Annotated in this window: 20 protein-coding genes, 1 tRNA gene, 1 pseudogene and 1 riboswitch; of the genes and pseudogenes, 12 read left to right on the top strand and 10 right to left on the bottom strand. The window is 63.3% G+C overall.

Features of this window, described 5'->3' with window-relative positions; all coding sequences use genetic code 11:
- Positions 1-204 precede the first annotated feature (204 nt).
- On the bottom strand, positions 205-1,137 hold the full coding sequence (locus HJC00_RS02280) for a class I SAM-dependent methyltransferase (RefSeq protein WP_221153851.1): 933 nt from the start codon (positions 1,135-1,137) through the stop codon (positions 205-207).
- A gap of 143 nt (positions 1,138-1,280) precedes the next feature.
- Here HJC00_RS02280 and HJC00_RS02285 point away from each other — a divergent pair, with 143 nt between their 5' ends.
- The 3 genes from HJC00_RS02285 to HJC00_RS02295 are packed head-to-tail and all read left to right on the top strand — an operon-like array spanning position 1,281 to position 3,417.
- The gene (locus HJC00_RS02285; RefSeq protein WP_064800579.1) at positions 1,281-1,547 is read left to right on the top strand and encodes a DUF6460 domain-containing protein; all 267 of its coding nucleotides are present in this window, start codon (positions 1,281-1,283) and stop codon (positions 1,545-1,547) included.
- Positions 1,548-1,549: 2 nt separating this feature from the next.
- A complete protein-coding gene (locus HJC00_RS02290; protein ID WP_210629310.1) occupies positions 1,550-2,065 on the top strand; it encodes a CAP domain-containing protein in 516 nt (171 codons plus the stop codon).
- An 8-nt stretch (positions 2,066-2,073) separates the two neighbouring features.
- A complete protein-coding gene (locus HJC00_RS02295; protein WP_210629311.1) occupies positions 2,074-3,417 on the top strand; it encodes an MATE family efflux transporter in 1,344 nt (447 codons plus the stop codon).
- On the opposite strand, the gene HJC00_RS02300 is transcribed toward HJC00_RS02295, so the two are convergent.
- Both HJC00_RS02300 and HJC00_RS02305 read right to left on the bottom strand, forming a co-directional pair.
- The gene (locus HJC00_RS02300; protein WP_221163587.1) at positions 3,393-4,481 is read right to left on the bottom strand and encodes a quinone-dependent dihydroorotate dehydrogenase; all 1,089 of its coding nucleotides are present in this window, start codon (positions 4,479-4,481) and stop codon (positions 3,393-3,395) included. The two genes, HJC00_RS02295 and HJC00_RS02300, sit on opposite strands and share 25 nt — an antisense overlap.
- Positions 4,478-4,831, bottom strand: coding sequence for a DUF952 domain-containing protein (locus tag HJC00_RS02305; protein ID WP_221145896.1), 354 nt, complete (start codon positions 4,829-4,831; stop codon positions 4,478-4,480). The genes HJC00_RS02300 and HJC00_RS02305 overlap by 4 nt, the downstream gene beginning before the upstream one ends.
- A gap of 120 nt (positions 4,832-4,951) precedes the next feature.
- Between HJC00_RS02305 and HJC00_RS02310 the strand changes: the two genes are divergently transcribed.
- From HJC00_RS02310 to HJC00_RS02330, 5 genes are all read left to right on the top strand, one after another.
- Positions 4,952-5,350, top strand: coding sequence for a hypothetical protein (locus HJC00_RS02310; RefSeq protein ID WP_210629314.1), 399 nt, complete (start codon positions 4,952-4,954; stop codon positions 5,348-5,350).
- 89 nt (positions 5,351-5,439) lie between these two features.
- Positions 5,440-6,087: a response regulator transcription factor gene (locus HJC00_RS02315; protein ID WP_210629315.1), complete on the top strand. Its 648-nt coding sequence runs from the start codon at positions 5,440-5,442 to the stop codon at positions 6,085-6,087.
- A 327-nt stretch (positions 6,088-6,414) separates the two neighbouring features.
- Positions 6,415-7,086, top strand: coding sequence for a helix-turn-helix transcriptional regulator (locus tag HJC00_RS02320; protein ID WP_221145892.1), 672 nt, complete (start codon positions 6,415-6,417; stop codon positions 7,084-7,086).
- A gap of 11 nt (positions 7,087-7,097) precedes the next feature.
- Positions 7,098-7,802 (top strand): thermonuclease family protein, encoded by a 705-nt coding sequence (locus tag HJC00_RS02325; RefSeq protein ID WP_210629317.1) that lies wholly within the window; start codon positions 7,098-7,100, stop codon positions 7,800-7,802.
- Positions 7,803-7,890: 88 nt separating this feature from the next.
- A complete protein-coding gene (locus HJC00_RS02330) occupies positions 7,891-8,304 on the top strand; it encodes a tellurite resistance TerB family protein (protein ID WP_210629318.1) in 414 nt (137 codons plus the stop codon).
- Between the two features lie 9 nt (positions 8,305-8,313).
- Here HJC00_RS02330 and HJC00_RS02335 read toward each other — a convergent pair whose 3' ends face one another.
- The gene (locus HJC00_RS02335; protein WP_210629319.1) at positions 8,314-9,189 is read right to left on the bottom strand and encodes a transporter substrate-binding domain-containing protein; all 876 of its coding nucleotides are present in this window, start codon (positions 9,187-9,189) and stop codon (positions 8,314-8,316) included.
- A gap of 335 nt (positions 9,190-9,524) precedes the next feature.
- Between HJC00_RS02335 and HJC00_RS02340 the strand changes: the two genes are divergently transcribed.
- Entirely contained in the window at positions 9,525-11,543 is a 2,019-nt protein-coding gene (locus tag HJC00_RS02340) for a methyl-accepting chemotaxis protein (protein ID WP_221145889.1), read from the top strand.
- Positions 11,544-11,749: 206 nt separating this feature from the next.
- On the opposite strand, the pseudogene HJC00_RS02345 reads toward HJC00_RS02340, so the two are convergent.
- Positions 11,750-11,830, bottom strand: a pseudogene (locus HJC00_RS02345) (VOC family protein); the annotation flags it as partial.
- Positions 11,831-11,890: 60 nt separating this feature from the next.
- On the opposite strand from HJC00_RS02345, the gene HJC00_RS02350 reads away from it, so the two are divergent.
- On the top strand, positions 11,891-12,169 hold the full coding sequence (locus tag HJC00_RS02350) for a hypothetical protein (protein ID WP_221163588.1): 279 nt from the start codon (positions 11,891-11,893) through the stop codon (positions 12,167-12,169).
- A gap of 24 nt (positions 12,170-12,193) precedes the next feature.
- On the opposite strand, the gene HJC00_RS02355 is transcribed toward HJC00_RS02350, so the two are convergent.
- A tRNA-Gly gene (locus HJC00_RS02355) sits at positions 12,194-12,267 on the bottom strand.
- A gap of 61 nt (positions 12,268-12,328) precedes the next feature.
- Positions 12,329-13,423, bottom strand: coding sequence for a 2'-deoxycytidine 5'-triphosphate deaminase (locus HJC00_RS02360; RefSeq protein ID WP_041678538.1), 1,095 nt, complete (start codon positions 13,421-13,423; stop codon positions 12,329-12,331).
- 74 nt (positions 13,424-13,497) lie between these two features.
- A riboswitch (SAM riboswitch) is annotated at positions 13,498-13,576 on the top strand.
- A gap of 42 nt (positions 13,577-13,618) precedes the next feature.
- Between HJC00_RS02360 and HJC00_RS02365 the strand changes: the two genes are divergently transcribed.
- On the top strand, positions 13,619-14,803 hold the full coding sequence (locus HJC00_RS02365; protein WP_221158007.1) for an O-succinylhomoserine sulfhydrylase: 1,185 nt from the start codon (positions 13,619-13,621) through the stop codon (positions 14,801-14,803).
- A 223-nt stretch (positions 14,804-15,026) separates the two neighbouring features.
- The gene (gene apaG / locus HJC00_RS02370; protein WP_009988717.1) at positions 15,027-15,419 is read left to right on the top strand and encodes a Co2+/Mg2+ efflux protein ApaG; all 393 of its coding nucleotides are present in this window, start codon (positions 15,027-15,029) and stop codon (positions 15,417-15,419) included.
- Between the two features lie 184 nt (positions 15,420-15,603).
- Here apaG and HJC00_RS02375 read toward each other — a convergent pair whose 3' ends face one another.
- The 3 genes from HJC00_RS02375 to HJC00_RS02385 all read right to left on the bottom strand — a co-directional run bounded on the left by HJC00_RS02375 (position 15,604) and on the right by HJC00_RS02385 (position 18,841).
- Positions 15,604-16,596, bottom strand: coding sequence for an Hsp33 family molecular chaperone (locus HJC00_RS02375; RefSeq protein ID WP_221102936.1), 993 nt, complete (start codon positions 16,594-16,596; stop codon positions 15,604-15,606).
- Between the two features lie 93 nt (positions 16,597-16,689).
- The gene (argF, locus tag HJC00_RS02380; protein ID WP_210629324.1) at positions 16,690-17,604 is read right to left on the bottom strand and encodes an ornithine carbamoyltransferase; all 915 of its coding nucleotides are present in this window, start codon (positions 17,602-17,604) and stop codon (positions 16,690-16,692) included.
- A 37-nt stretch (positions 17,605-17,641) separates the two neighbouring features.
- Positions 17,642-18,841 carry an aspartate aminotransferase family protein gene (locus tag HJC00_RS02385; RefSeq protein WP_221145885.1) on the bottom strand — a complete coding sequence of 400 codons (1,200 nt, stop codon included), beginning with the start codon at positions 18,839-18,841 and terminating at the stop codon, positions 17,642-17,644.
- Positions 18,842-18,905: the final 64 nt, after the last annotated feature.

Genomic DNA, 18,905 nt, shown 5'->3' on the forward strand with positions numbered 1-18,905 from the left:
GTCTCCATGGCAGACGAGTTCGCGAACGCCTCGGAGGAACTCCTGAAGGCGGTGAGTTTTTTCCAATGTGAAATGAGCCGGTAGGCCCTGCCTGTATCGCCGCGCTTCTGGCGGATATCATTGCAATATCAGCCTTCTGCCATTGCCATCAAGCGAAATAGGTAAGCAATGCTGACCTATTAAAAAATAGCAAGAAATGTTCGCTCACACTGCCCTGCGCGTAAGGAACAGAATGCCGGAAACCGGTTTTCCGCCATCTTTGCGAACGACCGTCCTGACGATCTTGAGGATTTCGAAGCCGTGGCGGGCAAGCAGCTGCCTCACATAGGCTTCCGAATGGGCATAACGCAGCGACGGGGCAAGATGGAAGCCGTCGCGGTCGCCCGCATCCTCGACGGAAAAGGCGAAGTCCGCACCGGCGGCGGCGAGTTCGCCGACGATCGCAAAGACGCTCTCGAGGTTGCCGAGATACATCAGCACGTCGGCTGCGGTCACGAGGTCGGCCCGCCGGCGCCCGGCATCGTCGAACAGGCAGGAGCGATCGGGCGCAAGCGACAGATCGGCCTGGGCGAGGTGATCATAGACCCGTTTGTCGGAAGCCTTGGCCAGCATGTTCTGCGACAGGTCGAAGCCTTCGAGGCGGCCGGCGAGAGCGCGGATCTCCTGGCCGAGCAGACCGGTGCCGCAACCGAGATCGACGGCGCATTCGTAACGCCTGTCGGTGGAAGAAACGAGGGCCGCCAGCTTCTGCGGGACGCTGTAATCGAGTTTGTCGACCAGGGCGGTGTCGAATCGGTCGGCATAATCGTCGAACAGGCGCTCGACATAGCGGCTCGGCGGCCGGTCAGGGATCACAGCGTCGCCGAGAAGGGCAAGCTTGAGGGTGGCGCCGAATATATCCTCGGGATCGAGGGCGAGCGTCCGGCGATAGGCCTCGATCGCGGCTGCCCCCCTGCCCGCCTTTTCCAGATAGGTGGCGAGCCGATACCAGCCGGCGGCCCAGGCAGGCGCGAGTTCGAGCGCCTGTTCCATCAGTTCGGCCGCTGCCTCCGCCTCGCCGCCTTCTTCGAGCATCCTGGCATAATCGGCGCGGCGGTCGGCGATGACATCGCCTGAGGAAAGCTGGTGGGACTGCATGACGGACCTATCGTTTCGCTGGCATTTGGCGGCGGCCACAAAAAAACTCAAGTCCTAATTCAGAGGCGAAGCGGCCAATTCCGGAAAGGGCTTGCGGGCGTTGCGCCGCGACCTTATTCCATGGGGCAAACAGGAGATGGCGCATGTCCGATCAGGTGAACAGGTTCCTCGGCGATTCGCTCGGCCGCACATTGATTAAACTCGTCGTCGTGTCGCTGATCGTCGGATTCGTCATGACTGTGTTCGGGCTGACGCCGTGGAACATCATCTATGGATTCCGCGACTTCATCCTGGAACTCTGGCACCGGGGCTTTGCAGCGCTCGGACGCGTCGGCGACTATCTCCTCCTCGGGGCAACGATCGTCATCCCGCTCTTCGTCATCCTTCGCCTTTTCAGCTATCGCCGGTAAACATGACATCGATCGATCTTTCCAGGCGCAGCCTGCTCTGCCTTTCCGGACTTGCACTCGCCGCGGTCGCCGGCTGCACCACGACGCCGAAAATTGCCGACACGCCCTCGAACGGCGAGGATGAGACGGCGAGCGTATTGCCGCTGGTCAACCAGCTGAGAGCCAAGAACGGCCTGCCACCGCTTGAGGTCGATCCGGCGGCGCAGACGGCCGCCCTTTTTCAGGCCAAGCGCATGGCGAGCGCCGGCAAGATGGCGCATCTCATGGGCATGACCGACAGTTTCGGCGCCCGCGTCAAGGCGAGCGGCGTGCGGCTGCCGGCGGCCGAGAATATCGCGTCCGGCCAGCAGAGCGTCGAAGCCGTGGTGACGGCCTGGATCAATTCGCCGCATCACCTGGAAAACATGCTCGGTCGTTATGACGGCCTCGGCGTCGCCGTCGCCCATAATACGGCTTCCAGGAACCTCCCCTATTGGGCCATGGTGCTTTCCAGCCGAGGCGATTCTGCCTCGATATGAGGCAGGTCATGGATACGTGCAGCAACAACGCCCTCGCTTTCGACGTGACGCATCGGCTGGTGCTGTCGATCGCCGTTCCGATGACACTCGGCTTCATGACGACACCGCTGCTCGGGCTGACGAGCACTGCCGTCGTTGGCCATATGGGTAACGCGGAAGCGCTGGCGGGGCTGGCGATCGGCGCGATGCTCTTCGACCTGATCCTCGGCAGTTTCAACTTTCTGCGTGCCTCGACGACGGGGCTGACGGCACAGGCCTATGGCCGGCGCGACCGGCATGAGCAGCAGGCTGTCTTCTGGCGAGCGCTTATTTCAGCCCTCGGCTGCGGGCTGGCGCTGCTCCTTCTTTCGCCGCTGCTCGAGACGGCGGGATTGCGGTTGATGGGCGCGGAAGGAGCGATCGCCGAGACGACCGGCACCTATTTTTCGATCCGCATGCTGGCGGCGCCGGCCGCACTCGCGAATTACGCCATCCTCGGCTTCGTCCTCGGGCGCGGACAGGGCAGCGTCGGGCTGGTGCTGCAGGCACTGATCAACGGCATCAATATCCTGCTTTCCATCTATCTCGGCCTGTCGCTCGGCTGGGGCGTGGCCGGGGTCGCCTGGGCAACCATGGCCGGTGAGACGGCCGGCGCGCTCGCCGGGCTTTTTATCGTGCTCCGCGGCTTTGCCAAGGCGGAGCGGCCGGCCTGGGCAGAGATCTTTTCCCGGCATCGGCTGGCGGAGCTTTTCGCCCTCAACCGCGACATCTTGATCCGCACCTTCGTGCTGATCGGCGCCTTCACGATCATGACGCGGATCGGCACCGGCTTCGGGGCGGTGACGCTGGCCGCCAATGCCGTGCTGATGAATTTCTTCCTGCTGTCCGGCTATTATCTCGACGGGCTTGCCAACGCCGCCGAGCAGATCACCGGCCGGGCCGTCGGCGCGCGCTATCGGCCGGCCTTCGAGCGCGGGCTGAAGCTCACCACCTTCTGGTCGTTCGGATTGGCGGCTCTCGTTTCCGGCTTCTTCTTTCTCGCCGGCCCCTGGCTGATCTCGGTACTGACCACCTCGCCGGAGGTGCGGCAGGCGGCCGAAACCTATCTGCCCTGGGCTGCCATTACCGGACTGACGGGGGCGCTCGCCTTCCTGATGGACGGCGTCTTCATCGGTGCGACTTGGTCGGTCGACATGCGCAACCGGATGCTGATGTCCTTTGCCGGCTACCTCGTCATGCTCGCCGTCTTCGTGCCGCTCTTCGGCAATCACGGCCTGTGGCTTGGTATGAACGCCTTCCTGCTGTTTCGTGGCTTCTTCCTCGCCATGCTGGTCAGGCCGCGGGCCGATCAGACCTTCCGCGCCGCCCAGTAATCCAGCCTGCTGTCACGCAATGTGCGGATCGAGCCCACCTTTTCGCGGTCGAGCAGCGCCGAAAGACCGCGGACGATATCGCCGGGAAGACCAGGGCCCTCATAGACCATGCAGGAATAGAGCTGGACAAGATCGGCGCCCGCCCTGATTTTCTCCAGCGCGGTTTCGGCCGAGGAGACGCCGCCGACGCCGATGATCGGCAGATCAGGGCCGACGCGCTTGCGCATTCGGGCAAGCACCGCCGTCGATTTTTCGAACAGCGGCGCGCCGGAAAGACCGCCCGCCTCCTTCGCCTGGCGCTGATCCTTGAGACCGTCGCGAGACAGCGTGGTGTTGGAGACGATCAGTCCGTCCAGCGGATGCGCGAGCGCTTCCGCCGCGATATCGTCCATGCCTTCCTCGGTCAGGTCAGGGGCGATCTTCAGGAAGACCGGGATCTTCCGGCCGGATTTCTGCGCCATTTCGTCGCGCGCCGCCAGCACGGCCGACAGCAGCGCCGCCAGGCTTTCGCGTGCCTGCAGGTCGCGCAGCCCGGGCGTATTCGGCGAGGAGATATTGGCGGTGAAATAACGCGCGACGGAATAGAAGCGGCGGATGCCGGCGACATAATCGGCGATGCGATCATCGCTGTCCTTGTTGGCGCCGATATTGACGCCGATCATGCCGCTACCCGTCAGTGCCGAGAGGCGTTCGAAAGCGGCATCATGGCCTTCATTGTTGAAGCCGAGGCGGTTGATGACGGCTTCATCCTCGACAAGGCGGAAGATGCGCGGACGCGGATTGCCGCCCTGCGGCTTCGGCGTCACCGTGCCGATCTCGGTAAAGCCGAAGCCAAGCTTCAAGAGCGCTTCGGGCACCTCGGCATTCTTGTCGTAACCGGCCGCCATGCCGAGCGGGTTTTCGAAGATGAGGCCGGCGACGGTCTGGCGCAGGCGCGGATCGGGAGCGATCCGGCAGGCGGGCACGAGACCGGACTTCAGCGCGGCGATCGACATGCCGTGCGCCGTTTCCGGGTCGAACAGGAAGAGACCCTTGCGGGCGAGGCGCTTGAAGGGATCGATCATGGCTGCAGCTCCGGGAAGATATGAACGCCGTTCTCATCGAGCGGCAGCGGCGCCTCCCAGAGCACGGCCGCCAGCGGCAGATCGGCGTAGAGATGCGGGAAGAGATCGCCGCCGCGGGAGGGTTCGAAGAGGAGCTTGTCACCGAAAGCGCGGCCATCGACGGCGACCAGCACCAGGCCGGGCTGGCCGGCAAAATGCAGGGACGCGGTCTGTTTCACCTGGTCCGCCGTGGAGAAATGGATGAAGCCGTCCTTGAGATCGACGCCGGCGCCATGAAAAACACCGCTTTGTCTGGCTTGCTGCCAAAGCGTTTCCGTCACGATCTTGTAAAGGGTCGGTGGCACGGTCATCATGGCCTCGCGATTGCTGATCCTTGGGTCATGAGCGCTTTGCCGGAAAGAGGCGGCGATGTCCACGCCCCGGCACTCAAAAAGCGGGGCCAGCCCAGGCAAAATCCGGAGGATGAGACGATGAAGATTTTGGTTCTCGCACTTGGCGCTGTTCTGCTGCCGCTCGCGGCCGCGGCGGCCGAGGCAGATGCGGGCCGGTTCCAGTTGGAGAAGAGCGGCGACCATTTCGTCCGGCTCGATCGCCAGACCGGCGCCATGTCGATCTGCCAGGACAAGGACGGCGCCCTGGTCTGCCGTATGGCGGCCGATGAGCGGGCGGCCTATGAGGATGAGCTCGACCGGCTTTCAGAACGGGTGGCCAAGCTGGAACAAAGCGGCCTCATCCAGCGGGCTTTGCCGAGCGATGCGGAAATCGACCGCTCGATCAGCATCATGGAGCGGATGATGAAGAGTTTCATGGGGATGGTGAAGGAGTTCCAGGCTGACGAAAAAGCCAATCCCCTTCCGCAGAAGACATGATCTGATATAGTCATTTCAGAATGCCTGCATGCAACGCCGAGGGGACGGCGCGCATGCGGCATGATCGGACTCTTGGGAGGGAGTTTTCGATGCAGGAACAGACCATCATCATTGCGGACGATCATCCGCTGTTTCGCGATGCGCTGCGCCAGGCGGTGATCGGCATGGAGGGACGCCAGTCGATCGTCGAAGCCGGCGATTTCGCAGCCGCACGCACCGCCGCCGGCACCCATCCAGACGCCGACCTGATGCTGCTCGATCTCGCCATGCCCGGCGTCAGCGGCTTTTCCGGCCTAATGGCGCTGCGCGCCGAATTCGCCAGCCTGCCGATCATCATCGTTTCGGCGAGCGACGACGCCACGACGATCCGCCGGGCGCTGGAACTCGGCGCTTCCGGCTTCATTTCCAAATCCTCGGGCATCGAAGACATTCGCCGCGGCATCCAGACGGTGCTTGCCGGCGATATCGCCACACCGGAAAGCTATCTCGACGGCCAGGAGCAGGATCCTGACGTCGCCGACCTGATCCGCCGCCTGCACACGCTGACGCCGCAGCAGAGCCGGGTGCTGACCATGCTGGCCGAAGGCCTGTTGAACAAGCAGATCGCCTATGAACTCGGCGTCTCCGAAGCGACGATCAAGGCGCATGTATCGGCAATCCTGCTGAAACTCGATGTCGACAGCCGCACACAGGCGGTCATCCAGCTCGGCAAGATCAATATGGCGATGGTAGCCTGAGGGTCGACCGAAACCGTCGACAGCAGGATTTTATTCCTCCTTTACCTTTACGGGCGCCGGACGGTCGGTTACTATTCCGTCCGGCTACGCTTCGGCCCGAAAATCGGAATCGATTTTCGGGCCGAAGCGTAGATTTGAAGGGTCAGAGCGTCCTTTGTGCGTCCGAACGGACGCCCGGCGCGCGCTGGAGCGGTTCAGCTTTTCACGGAAAGGCAGAGCCGCTCTAGCTTTTTGGATTTACGCAATTCCGGACGGAAAACGCTTCGCACTTTTCCTGGAATTGCTCTAAAGCGCGGCCTCTAACAGGCCGCACGGAATCGGGCGCATATGCTGTCACACAAGCAGATCTGGGAGGCGATCGACAGGCTTGCCGAACGGCACGAGCTGACGCCATCCGGTCTTGCGCGCCGCGCCGGGCTCGACCCCACCTCGTTCAACAAGTCGAAACGGCTTTCGGCCGATGGGCGGCTGCGCTGGCCGTCGACGGAATCGATCGCCAAGGTGCTCGACGCGACAGGGGCGAGCATGGAGCAGTTTTTCGCCTTCATGCAACCGGCCGCCAGTTCCGCCGGAGAGCGGATCGGCGAGCGTGCCGCCCCCCCGCCGGGCAGCGCCATTCCTCTGCTCGGCTTCGCCCAGGCCGGCGCCGGCGGCTTCTTCGACGATAGCGGCTTTCCGGCCGGTCATGGCTGGGACGTGGTGGAGTTTCCGACGAACCCGTCGCAGCGATCCGGCGTCTATGCGCTTGAGGTGCAGGGTGAAAGCATGATGCCGCTTTATCGCGACGGCGATGTGCTGATCGTCGAGCCCGGGGCGCAGGTGCGCCGCAATGACCGCGTCGTCGTGCGCACATGCGCGGGCGAGGTGATGGCCAAGGTGCTGCTGCGCCGAAGCCCGCGGTCGATCGAGCTGATGTCGCTCAATCCCGAACATCCCAACCGCACGCTCGATCTCGCCGATGTCGATTGGATCGCCCGCATCATCTGGGCCAGTCAGTAGGAAGATATTCCATGCGCCCTGCCGCCGTCGTTACAGGTATCACGGGGATGGCGGTGGTGGTCGGCCTGCTGATGGCAGGCGAAGCGAGGCTTCGCGGCGGCACGGCAGGGGAAGAAACCGCAGCCGCAGAGGAAACGGCGGTCGCAGCGCCCGATGTTGCCCCCGAGACCGCCGGACCGGCGACGATATCCGACGAACGCGCCGAAATGATCGCCCGCTCGGCGGAGCCGGCGGCTCCGCCGCCTGCGGCTGATGGCGCGGCGCCCAAACCAGCCACCATCGCGCAGCAAGCGGCGCCAGTCGGCGGCGAAACGGCAGGTCCCGCCGGCAAAAAGGCGCTGGAGCTGCCGCGGCCGCTGGTCGAGAACGCGGGCAGTCTTTCCTTCGGGGAGCGACGGCTCCAGCTTGCCGGCATCGTCCCCACGCCGGCCGACAGGATATGCGGGCCGGCAGGCCGGCAATGGCCCTGCGGCATGCTGGCAAAGACGGCGCTGCGCCAGCTGTTGCGCAACCGCAGCATCACCTGCGATCTCGACACGGCCGAATGGAAGGGAACAGCGATCGCCGCCTGCCGGCTCGGCACGCAGGATCTCGGTGCATGGCTTGCCGAAACCGGCTGGGCGGAGGCAGAGGCGGGTTCGTCGCTTGCAGCCGTCGCCGAGAAGGCGAAGCAGGCGCAGAAAGGTATTTACGGCGGCGATCCGCGCCGCAAGTGACAAGCCGACCGCCGGGGCGAGATGCTGCCGATCTCTTGTAATGCCCGCCGCCAGTTCCTAATCTGGGCTGATCAACAAGGAATCAGAGATGAACAAGCCGCTTTCCGCCCATGATGCGCTGATCTACGTGATGGTGATGGCGTCGGCCGTCGACAGCACCATGAACGACAGGGAGATGGAAAGGATCGGCCAGTTGATCGGCTTCCTGCCGGTTTTCAAGGATTTCGATGACGACAAGCTCATTCCGATAGCACGCGACTGCGCCGCGCTGCTGGCCGGGCCCGAGGGCCTCGATGTCGTTCTCGAAACCGTACGAGACACCCTGCCGGCAAAACTCTACGACACGGCCTATGCGCTTGCCGTCGAAGTGGCCTCCGCCGATCTCTCGGTCAAGGCGGAGGAACTGCGGCTGCTCAGCCTGCTGCGGGACCGGCTCGGCCTCGACAAGCTCACCTGCGCGGCGATCGAGCGCAGCGCGATCGCCCGCTTCCGCAAGGGCTGAGCCCAAGTTTCAATAGAGCCCGTAAGGAAAATAGCGCAGATAGATTTCCTGAAGACGGCCGTTGCGCGACAGCGTCGCAAGCGCATGGTCGATGGCCGAAGTCAGCACACTGTCCTTCTGCCGCAGCATGATCGTCATGCCCTCGCCGAGGAATTGTTCGGAGAGGTAGGGGCCGTCGAACAGCGCGCAGCATTTGTCGGAGGCCGCCGAAGAGACCCAGAAGGAAAGCTGCAGCGCATCGGCGAAGGCGGCATCGACCTTTCGCTCCTTCAGCGCCGCAAGCAGGGCGTCCTTCGTGTCGAAAGCCTGCGCTTTCAGCGCCGGGAAAAAGGCTGCCAGCATCGCCTCGTGCACCGTGTCTTTGACGACGCCGACCGGATGGTTCGAGAGCGCGGCGGCGGTCTTTCCATCGAGCGGGGCGCCAAGATTGCGCACGAAGCGCGCCGGCAGCATCAGATATGGCCGGGAGAAGAGAAATTGCCGGCGCAGCTCCGGGGTGACCGCAAGGCCGGCAATGACGGCATCGCCCTGCGAGGCGGCGAGCGCATCCTTGAGATCGGCAAAAGGCATTGCCTGGATCTGGCACTTGTCGGAAATCTCCAACTCGCTGCAGATTTCGCGGGCGAGATCGACGTTGAAACCGGAAAGCTTGCCGTTCTGATCGGTGAAATTAAACGGCGGGAAATCGACCGACGTCAGAAAGCGCAGGCGGACCAGCGAGGAGAGATCCGGCCTGGCGAGACGCTCGCGGGCATCGAAGAGCAACGGCAGCGAGGGCGCAGCTTGCTGGGCGAATGCCTCAAAGCTCGAAAACAGCGCTGCCAGAAACAGGCCGATCGCCAGAAAAGCCCTGAGAGTCGGGGATGCCTGCTGGAATTCAATCATGGTGATCCAGTTTCGGGGTTGGGGTCGCCGAGATGTAACAGAGTCATGGCCGGCGGGGAATATCCATGGGAGTGAGGGGAGCGGATGAGGCTCTCTTGAGCGATAGCGCGCACCTCCTGCCCTCAAAATTAGGAGTGCGCCTGCGCCTGCGCGTTAGCGCGGAATTAAAGAATATCGCCTCTATTTGTCGCGACGATACGGACCCCGCCAGCCGATTGCATGATGCATGCGTCAGTTTCCTTTCCGGCGCCGCGACACTCAGGCAGCGCTCTTTACAAATTCAATTTTCAAACACCGGACGCGCGGCGCGCCCGGCCAGATCGGGTGACATTTCCATGTTGAAGCATCTGAAAATCCGCACCAAAATTATATCGGTCGTGGCGCTGCTCGGGCTTATCACGATGGCGGGGCTGGCCTATGTCATCTCCGAATTCCGCCAGGCCGACGCCGCCTATAGCGCCTTTATCGATCATGAGGCGCAGGCATCGATGCTGAGCGCGCGCGCCAGCGCATCGGTGGTGGCCTCGGTGCTGCAGGTCACCCTGCTGGCTGACATGAAACCCGATACGCCGGCTTTCCAGACGGCGCTTGCCACACCGAGCAAGCTGCCACAGGCCCGCGACCGGATGAAACAGGCCCTCGCACTGGTCCCGAGCCGTAAGGCAGCGATCGACGAGATCGAGGCCGGCATCGATGAAATCGAAGCTCTGGCGAACAAGATCATCGAACAGAGCAGGGCCGGGGACAGCACCGGTGCGCTCGCGAATGTCGCGCTGATCAATGCCAAGCTCGATGCGCTGACGCCGAAGATGATTGCCAACAACGATGCGATGATGGCATTGCTCAACGACGGCGGCGGCGCGCTTTCGGCGTCCGTCAACGGCCGGATCACCTTCTGTTTCGTCCTGATCGGCATCGCTGTTCTCACCGCGATCGGCTTCGCCGTCGCCGTGGCGCAAAAAGGCATTGCCGGCCCGATGACGAATCTCAGCCTGCGCATGACGCGGCTTGCCGAGGGCGACACCAACAGCGATATCAGCGGTCTCGATCGCCGCGACGAAGTCGGCCACATGGCAAAGGCGGTTTCGATCTTTCGCGACAACGCGATCGAGCGTCGTCAAATCCAGGCGCGCGCCGAGGCAGACCGCAGCGTCAGCGACGGCGAGCGCCGCGAACGCGAGGCCCAGAAAGCCCGCGAGGCAGCCGAACTCGAACGCGCCGTCGCAGCTCTTGGCGATGGCCTGCGCCGCCTTGCCGCCGGCGATCTCGCCTCTGATATCGGCGAGCCCTTCGTCGCCCATCTCGATGCGCTGCGCCAGGATTTCAACCACTCGATCGAGAAGCTCAACGAGACCATGCAGGCGGTCGGGGCCAATGCCCGGGCGATCGGCGCCGGCGCCAACGAGATTCGTTCCTCCGCCGACGAGCTTTCCCGGCGAACGGAACAGCAATCGGCCTCGGTCGAAGAAACCGCCGCGGCGCTGGAAGAGATCACCACGACGGTGCGCGACGCCGCCAAGCGCGCCGAGGAGGCGAGCCAGCTCGTCACCCGCACGCGCCTCGGCGCCGAAAGATCCGGCGAGATCGTCCGCAAGGCCGTCTCCGCCATGCATGAGATCGAAAAGTCCTCTGGCGAAATTTCCAACATCATCGGCGTCATCGACGACATCGCCTTCCAGACCAACCTCTTGGCGCTGAATGCAGGCGTCGAGGCGGCACGCGCCGGTGAGGCGGGCAAGGGTTTTGCCGTCGTCGCTCAGGAAGTGCGCGAGCTCGCCCAGCGCTCGGCCAATGCCGCCAAGGAGATCAAGTCGCTGATCACCAATTCCGGCATGCATGTGCAGACCGGCGTCACGCTGGTCGGCGAGACCGGCAAGGCGCTCGACGTGATCGTCACCGAAGTGCAGGAAATCAACCAGCACGTCCACGCGATCGCCGAAGCCTCGCGCGAGCAGTCGATCGGGCTGCAGGAGATCAATACCGCCGTCAATACCATGGATCAGGGCACGCAGCAGAATGCGGCAATGGTCGAGCAATCGACGGCCGCCAGCCACAGCCTCGCCAGCGAAGCATCGGCGCTCAACATGCTGCTCGGCCAGTTCCGTCTGACCGGCACCGGCGCCTTTGCCGCAGCAGCACCGATGACATCGTCCCGACCACCGACTGCAGCACCGCACTCCGCTGCACCGCGAGCCACGGTACGCACGGCAGCCAAGACATCGATCCGCATCGCTGGCGAAGGCACCGCCCGGCCGGCCGCCTCACCGGCGCGCGCGCTTGGCCAGACACTCGCCAACGCCTTCGGCGCAGGCAGCACGCCGAAGAGCCAGGATGGCGATTGGACGGAATTCTAAGCAGAAGCTCCGCGACCTCTAGCAAGACTGACGCCTGTGGAACTGACGCCTGCCACTCATCCTATCCCTCTCCCGCTCGCGGGGAACGTGTCCTGCGATGAGGGACGGAGAGGGTGCGGCACCTCCCCTTCTCCGCTCAGAACGCGGAGATGACCGGCAGGCGGGTAGAGGCAAGCAGCGGCCATCCTTACTTTTTGCGGGGCCGTCTAGTCCGGCCGCCAGCCGGCCTCGACAAGAATGTTTCCAGGCGCCGTGCAATAAAACGACCAGCCGCCGCGCGTTTGCGCAATGAGTTGGAGCCAATCCAGAGTAAGATTGGAACGTTCGGAGCTTCGGAGGGGATAGACATGAAATCCGCGATCATCGGCCTCATCGGCACTCTCGCTCTTGGGGGGTGCAACACCACGACATACGCCGGCCCGGGGCTGGAGCCCATCCCGGGCAGCATCACCTATACCGGCCAGCCGCGCACCAAGCTCACCAAATCCCCGCCCGGATCGAGCTTCCCGCATGATTTCATCGACCAGTATGGCCAGCAGGTGGAGGAGACCTACATCATCCAGCCTGACCGAAGCCTGATCATCGCGCACCGGCGATACAAGCCGATCCGGTTTTTCCGGGACTAAGTTTCACAGCGCCACTGAGGGAAGTGGAGCGGGTGAAGGGAATCGAACCCTCGTATTCAGCTTGGGAAGCTGCTGCTCTACCATTGAGCTACACCCGCGATGCGCTGAGATTTCCAACAGATGGGGGCCGCTGTCAAGTCGCCGCCCGTCAGGCCGGCGTCAGATGCGGAAATGTTTGGAAAGCTTGAGGCCCTGGGCCTGGTAGTTGGAGCCGAGGCCGGAGCCGTAGAGGCTGGCCGGTTTTTCCTGCATGTGCTCGTAGACCAGGCGGCCAACGATCTGGCCGTCTTCGAGGATGAAGGGCACTTCGTGGCTGCGCACTTCGAGTACGGCGCGGCTGCCGCGCCCGCCTGCCGGCGCATGGCCGAAGCCCGGATCGAAGAAGCCGGCATAGTGGACACGGAATTCGCCGACCAGCGGATCGAAGGGAGTCATTTCGGCGGCATAATCCGGCGGCACATGCACGGCCTCACGCGAGACAAGGATATAGAATTCGTCGGGATCAAGGATCAGCTCGTTGCGGCCGCGGCTATAGAGCGGCTCCCAGAAATCGAAGATGTCGTGCTGATCCTTCTCGTCGACATCGACGACGGCGGTGTGGTGTTTGCCGCGATAGCCGATCAGGCCGTCCTTGTCGCCGGTGAGATCGATCGACAGCGCGATGCCGCCGCCCGACACGTTCGGCTGCTTGCTGGCAACCAGCGTCTCGCTTTCATGCAGCTTCAAAAGTTCCGGCTCGCCGAGCACGGACTGGCCGACGCGGAAGCGGATCTGCGACAGACGCGAGCCGCGGCGCACGACGATCGGGAAGGTGCGCGGGCTGATTTCGAGATAGAGCGGGCCGGAATAACCTGCCGGGATCTTGTCGAATTCCTGGGCGTAGTCGGTGATGACGCGGGTGAATATATCGAGCCTGCCGGTCGAGCTCTTCGGATTGGCCGAAGCCGACATGTCGGCCGGCAGCGCCAGGCTTTCCATCAGCGGCACGATATAGACGCAGCCGGTTTCGAGCACCGCACCCTGGGACAGGTCGATCACGTGCAGGCTCAGCCGATCGAGCTTGTCCGAGACCAGATGCGAGGGACCGGGCATGAAGGAGGCACGCACACGAAACGCCTTGCTTCCCAAGCGCAGGTCGAGACTTGCCGGCTGGATCTGATCGCGGTCGAGCTCCCGCTCGGAGTTCAGACGCCCCGTTTCGAACAGCGCCGCAATCGCGCGATCCGCCAGAATTCCAGTTTCGCGAGCCATCATGCCCCATCCATCATTTTGCCGCCGACAAAACCAAACTCGGGGAATTGACGCAAGCCGCCAACAGCAGTATTGCAGAATTATCCCGTGGTGATTTGGCCGGTCGGCTTGCAGCCACGTTAAACAAGTGGCTAAAAAGACCGGGTTGAAACCGGTCTGCTTTTGCGGCCGGTTTTTTTGTTATGTGAAGGTGATGGCATGAGCAAGACCTGGCGCCCGGCAACCCAACTCGTCCATGGCGGCACGCTGCGTTCGCAATATGGCGAAACGTCGGAAGCAATCTATCTCACCCAGGGTTTCGTCTATGACACGTCGGAAGCGGCCGAAGCCCGCTTCAAGGGCGAAACGGACGGCTTCATCTACGCCCGCTACGGCAGCCCGACGAACGACATGTTCGAAAAGCGCATGTGCGCATTGGAAGGCGCCGAAGATGCCCGCGCCACCGCCTCCGGCATGGCGGCCGTCACTGCCGCCGTCCTCTGCCAGGTCAAGGCAGGCGACCATATCGTCGCCGCCCGCGCCCTGTTCGGCTCCTGCCGCTGGGTCGTAGAAACGCTGGCGCCGAAATACGGCGTCGAGTGCACGCTGGTCGACGGCCGAGATCTCGCCAACTGGGAAAAGGCGATCCGCCCGAACACCAAGGTGTTCTTCCTGGAAAGCCCGACCAATCCGACGCTCGAAGTGGTCGATATTGCAGGCGTCGCCAGGCTCGCCAACCAGGTCGGCGCCAAGCTGATCGTCGACAACGTCTTTGCGACCCCGCTCTTCCAGAAGCCCTTGGAGCTCGGCGCCCATATCGTCGTCTATTCCGCCACCAAGCATATTGACGGCCAGGGCCGCTGTCTCGGCGGCGTGGTGCTCGCCGACAAGGCATGGATCGACGAGAACCTGCACGACTATTTCCGCCATACCGGCCCGGCCATGTCGCCGTTCAATGCCTGGACGCTCCTGAAGGGTATCGAGACGCTGCCGCTGCGCGTGCGCCAGCAGACCGAGAATGCGGCGAAGATCGCCGATTTCCTGGCCGAGCAAGGCAAGGTCGCCAAGGTGATCTATCCCGGCCGCAAGGATCATCCGCAGGCCGACATCATCGCCAAGCAGATGACCGGCGGCTCGACGCTCGTCTGCTTCGAGCTGAAGGGCGGCAAGGAGGCGGCCTTCGCATTGCAGAATGCGCTTGAGATCATCAAGATCTCCAACAATCTCGGCGACAGCAAAAGCCTGATCACCCATCCGGCAACGACCACGCACAAGAACCTGACGGAAGAGGCGCGCGCCGAACTCGGCATTTCTGCGGGTACGGTGCGGCTTTCGGCCGGCATCGAGGACACGGACGACCTGATCGAGGATTTCGCGCAGGCGCTTTCCAAGGTATCGGCTTGATCGACTGGAATAGCGGCCGGATTTCAATGTGGAGCCGGCCGCCGATCCGCGGGAACAAGTTCAGCCGCGCCGGCGTTGCGAAGTAAAATTAAGGCTGACGATTAGGCTTAATGATCGAAAACCATATGATCATCACTATTTGACCGCTGATCAACGTTCCGTTTCTTGACGGACCGGGCCTCTTATAAGATACGGGTAACATATCTTGACTATGGTGCAAGGCATGTATCGCGCCCTCACAAGAGATATCGAAGTCGTGGTCGAACCGTTCTATCTGGAGGAGCAATCCGATCCGGAGGACGACCGCTATGTCTGGGGTTACCGGATTGTCATCAGCAACAATTCCGGCGTCGCCGTTCGCCTCATCAACCGCTACTGGAACATCACCGATCAGAACGGACAGGTGGACGAAGTGACCGGCCCCGGCGTCGTCGGCGAGCAGCCGCGGCTCAGCCCCGGCGACACCTACGAATATTCCTCCGGCTGCCCGCTCGACACGCCCTCAGGCCTGATGTTCGGCCACTATCAAATGGAAACGGATGAAGGCGAGCTGTTCGACGTCGACATCCCCGCCTTCTCGCTTGACTCGCCGGGGCTGCTGCGCGTGCTGAATTGAGGGCAAGTTCCTCCCGCTCAAGAGATTGCCGAGACCCCGCCCCTCATTCGCCTGCCGGCACCTTCTCCCCGTAAACGGGGCGAAGGGACCATGCCGCGATCGATCTATCCCCACCGACCTCTCGCAGGGCACGTCCCCTCTCCCCGCGAGCGGGGAGAGGGGCAGCTCTCAATGCTAACTGAGCCTATTCCGCCGGCTGAAGCTCGGCTGCTTGGAAGCGGTAGGTGGTCGAGCAGAATTCGCAGGTGACGGATATCTCGCCGTTTTCCTGGCTGGCCTCGATCTCCTCGGCGGTGAAACCCTTCAGCACGTTGCCGATCTTTTCCCGCGAACAGCTGCAGCGGTCGAAGACGGCGCGGGGCTCGAAGACGCGCACGCCGCGCTCGTGGAACAGGCGGAACAAGAGGCGTTCGGTGCCGACCTGCGGATCGGTCAACTCGTCGGCATCGATGGTCTCGACCAGCGAGCGGGCTTCGGTCCAGGCGTCATCCTCGCCATGCGGACGGTCGCCGTTATCGCCGTCGCCGCCGTGGAGATCGGGCTGGCGCATGCGCTCCGGCGCCTCCGGCAGGAACTGGGCAACGAGGCCGCCTGCCCGCCAGCGGTGGCGCGGCTTGCCGGCATCGTCACGGTCGAAGAGTTCGGCCGCAGCCAGGCGCACCCGCGTCGGGATCTGCTCCGACTGGCGGAAATAGACGCCGGCGATCTCCTCGAGCGAGGTGCCGTCGAGCGCGACAATACCCTGATAGGGCTGGGCGAACTTGCCCTGATCGATGGTGAAGGCGAGCACGCCCTTGCCGAGCAGTTGCTCCGGCTCGGTCTCGCCTGAGGCAATCGCCTGGTCGAGCAGCGCCCGATCGAAACGGGCGTAGGCGCGCACGTTCTCCGGCGTCGAGAAATCGGCGACGAGCAGATCGACCGGGCCGTCGCCCTTGGTCTGCACGGTGAACTTGCCGTCGAACTTCAGCGAGGTGCCGAGCAGCACCGTCAGCACGACGACTTCGGCAAGCAGCCGGGCAACGGGCGCGGGATAATGATGGCGCTCGAGGATGGCATCGAGCATGGGGCCGAGCTGGACGGCGCGGCCGCGCACATCCAGACCCTCCACCTGAAAGGGGACGACATGATCATCGCCGGCGAAATCGAACTGGCCGAGGGCGGCTGCAGCTTCTGCCATGGCTTTACTCCTAGTTTCGGGAGCGGCGGCCAAAGTGTCCGGCGCTCGCGCAGTCGGGCCGCAAGCTTATGACTCGCAACATCCGATTATGGTTCAGATCGCGCCCAGGCACCAAGCAAGAATCGATTTCTGCGCATGAAGACGGTTTTCCGCTTCATCGAAGACCACGGATTGCGGGCCGTCGATCACCTCGTCCGTCACTTCCTCACCGCGATGCGCGGGCAGGCAATGCATGAACAATGCATCGCTGCCGGCCTTGGCCATCAAGGCCGCATTGACCTGATAAGGCTGGAAGACGTTGTGACCCCGGGCCCGATGTTCCTGATTCATGGAGACCCAGGTATCGGTCACCACGCAATCGACGCCTTCGACCGCACGGTCGGCATCATGGCAGAGCATGATTTCGGCGCCCTCATTGCGGGCCCAGTTCAGATAGTGATCCTTGGGCTCCGAACCAAGGGGGACGGCCATGTTCATGCGGTAGCCGAAGCGCGCCGCCCCTTCGACCAGCGAATGCAGCACATTGTTGCCGTCGCCGGTCCAGGCGATGGTCTTGCCCTTGATCGGGCCGCGATGCTCCTCGAAGGTCATGATATCGGCCATGATCTGGCAGGGATGGGTATCGTCCGTCAGCGCGTTGATGACAGGCACGGTCGCATGTTCGGCAAGCTCCAGCAGGCGCGAGTGCTCGGTGGTGCGGATCATGATCGCATCGACATAACGCGACAGCACCTTGGCGGTGTCGCCGATCGTCTCGGCGCGGCCGAGCTGCATTTCGGTGCCGGAGAGGAACAGCGTTTCGCCGCCGAGCTGGCGCATGCCGACGTCGAAAGAGACGCGGGTGCGCGTCGACGGCTTCTCGAAGATCATCGCCAGCATCTTGCCGGCGAGCGGCTTGTCGCCCTTGCCCGCCTTGAAGGCCTGCTTGCGGGCGAGCGCGTCGTTCATGATGGTTCTGAGGTCGGCCGATGTGACGGCCGAAAGATCGAGGAAATGTTTAGGAGCCATGTTCTTACCTGTCGTGCGCCCGAAGGCGGCGATCCCTTCAAGCCGTCTTCTTGATCTTGGCGGCGCGGATGCTCTCGGCGGCGCGCTCGAGGCGCACAAGCCCTTCGCGGGCTTCCTCGGCAGTGACCACCAGCGGCGGAAGAAGGCGGATGACGTTGTCGCCGGCCGGCACGCCGAGCAGATGCGCGGCGCGGATCGCCTGCAGCAATTCGGCCGAGGGAACCGCAGCCTTGACGCCGAGAAGAAGCCCTTCGCCTCGGATATCCTCGATCACATCGGGATAACGATCCTTGAGCGAGGCCAGTCCCTGGCGGAAGACGAGCGCGACGTCGCGCACATGCTCAAGGAAGCCATCGGCGAGGATGACGTCGAGCACGGCGCTGCCGACCGCCATGGCCAGCGGATTGCCGCCATAGGTCGAACCATGCGTGCCGGCCTTCATGCCGGAAGCGGCCTCGGCGGTTGCAAGGCAGGCGCCGAGCGGGAAACCGCCGCCGATGCCCTTGGCGACGGCCATGATATCAGGCGTGATGCCGGACCATTCATGGGCAAACAGCTTGCCGGTACGGCCGACGCCCGTCTGCACCTCGTCGAGGATCAGCAGCAGGCCATTTTCGTCGCAGATCCGGCGCAGCGCCTTCATGAATTCGCTGGTGGCGGGACGCACGCCGCCCTCGCCCTGCACCGGCTCGATCAGGATTGCGGCCGTCGCATCGGTAATGGCGGCACGCACGGCATCGATGTCGCCGAACGGCACCTGATCGAAACCCGGCGCCTTGGGGCCGAAACCTTCGAGATATTTCTCCTGGCCGCCGGCGGCGATCGTCGCCAGCGTGCGGCCGTGGAAAGCGCCTTCGAAGGTGATGATATGGAACCTCTCGGGATGGCCCTTGGAAAACTGATAGCGGCGCGCCGTCTTGATGGCGCATTCGAGCGCCTCGGCGCCCGAATTGGTGAAGAACACCTTGTCGGCGAAGGTGGCGTCGGTCAGGCGTTTGGCCAGGCGCTCCTGGCCGGGAATTTCATAGATATTGGAGAGGTGCCAGACCTTGTCGGCCTGCTCCTTCAGCGCCGCGACCACATGCGGGTTGCCGTGGCCGACGGAGGTGACGGCGACCCCGGCGCCGAAATCGAGATAACGCTCGCCGCTCTCGGCGATCAGCCATACGCCCTCGCCTCGCTCGAACCGCAGCGGGGCACGAGAATAGGTGTCGTAAAGCGGCGCGGCTTCAGCCATCGCGGGTCTCCCGTTCAATGTTGTCAGGCGCGGATTCCGGCTAACAAAACCAGGTCCGAAAAAT

It is taken from the genome of Rhizobium sp. NLR22b (assembly GCF_019685295.1).
Lineage (GTDB): Bacteria > Pseudomonadota > Alphaproteobacteria > Rhizobiales > Rhizobiaceae > Rhizobium.

Bases quoted from the DNA above. Each gene is read 5' to 3' on its own strand.
- HJC00_RS02280 (WP_221153851.1), bottom strand. From the start codon at position 1,137: ATGCAGTCCCACCAGCTTTCCTCAGGCGATGTCATCGCCGACCGCCGC.
- HJC00_RS02320 (WP_221145892.1), top strand. From the start codon at position 6,415: ATGCTGTCACACAAGCAGATCTGGGAGGCGATCGACAGGCTTGCCGAA.
- HJC00_RS02360 (WP_041678538.1), bottom strand. From the start codon at position 13,423: ATGATGGCTCGCGAAACTGGAATTCTGGCGGATCGCGCGATTGCGGCG.
- argF (WP_210629324.1), bottom strand. From the start codon at position 17,604: ATGGCTCCTAAACATTTCCTCGATCTTTCGGCCGTCACATCGGCCGAC.
- HJC00_RS02290 (WP_210629310.1), top strand. From the start codon at position 1,550: ATGACATCGATCGATCTTTCCAGGCGCAGCCTGCTCTGCCTTTCCGGA.
- HJC00_RS02325 (WP_210629317.1), top strand. From the start codon at position 7,098: ATGCGCCCTGCCGCCGTCGTTACAGGTATCACGGGGATGGCGGTGGTG.
- HJC00_RS02310 (WP_210629314.1), top strand. From the start codon at position 4,952: ATGAAGATTTTGGTTCTCGCACTTGGCGCTGTTCTGCTGCCGCTCGCG.
- HJC00_RS02385 (WP_221145885.1), bottom strand. From the start codon at position 18,841: ATGGCTGAAGCCGCGCCGCTTTACGACACCTATTCTCGTGCCCCGCTG.
- HJC00_RS02340 (WP_221145889.1), top strand. From the start codon at position 9,525: ATGTTGAAGCATCTGAAAATCCGCACCAAAATTATATCGGTCGTGGCG.
- HJC00_RS02350 (WP_221163588.1), top strand. From the start codon at position 11,891: ATGAAATCCGCGATCATCGGCCTCATCGGCACTCTCGCTCTTGGGGGG.
- HJC00_RS02285 (WP_064800579.1), top strand. From the start codon at position 1,281: ATGTCCGATCAGGTGAACAGGTTCCTCGGCGATTCGCTCGGCCGCACA.
- HJC00_RS02365 (WP_221158007.1), top strand. From the start codon at position 13,619: ATGAGCAAGACCTGGCGCCCGGCAACCCAACTCGTCCATGGCGGCACG.
- HJC00_RS02330 (WP_210629318.1), top strand. From the start codon at position 7,891: ATGAACAAGCCGCTTTCCGCCCATGATGCGCTGATCTACGTGATGGTG.
- HJC00_RS02375 (WP_221102936.1), bottom strand. From the start codon at position 16,596: ATGGCAGAAGCTGCAGCCGCCCTCGGCCAGTTCGATTTCGCCGGCGAT.
- HJC00_RS02295 (WP_210629311.1), top strand. From the start codon at position 2,074: ATGGATACGTGCAGCAACAACGCCCTCGCTTTCGACGTGACGCATCGG.
- apaG (WP_009988717.1), top strand. From the start codon at position 15,027: ATGTATCGCGCCCTCACAAGAGATATCGAAGTCGTGGTCGAACCGTTC.
- HJC00_RS02300 (WP_221163587.1), bottom strand. From the start codon at position 4,481: ATGATCGATCCCTTCAAGCGCCTCGCCCGCAAGGGTCTCTTCCTGTTC.
- HJC00_RS02305 (WP_221145896.1), bottom strand. From the start codon at position 4,831: ATGACCGTGCCACCGACCCTTTACAAGATCGTGACGGAAACGCTTTGG.
- HJC00_RS02315 (WP_210629315.1), top strand. From the start codon at position 5,440: ATGCAGGAACAGACCATCATCATTGCGGACGATCATCCGCTGTTTCGC.
- HJC00_RS02335 (WP_210629319.1), bottom strand. From the start codon at position 9,189: ATGATTGAATTCCAGCAGGCATCCCCGACTCTCAGGGCTTTTCTGGCG.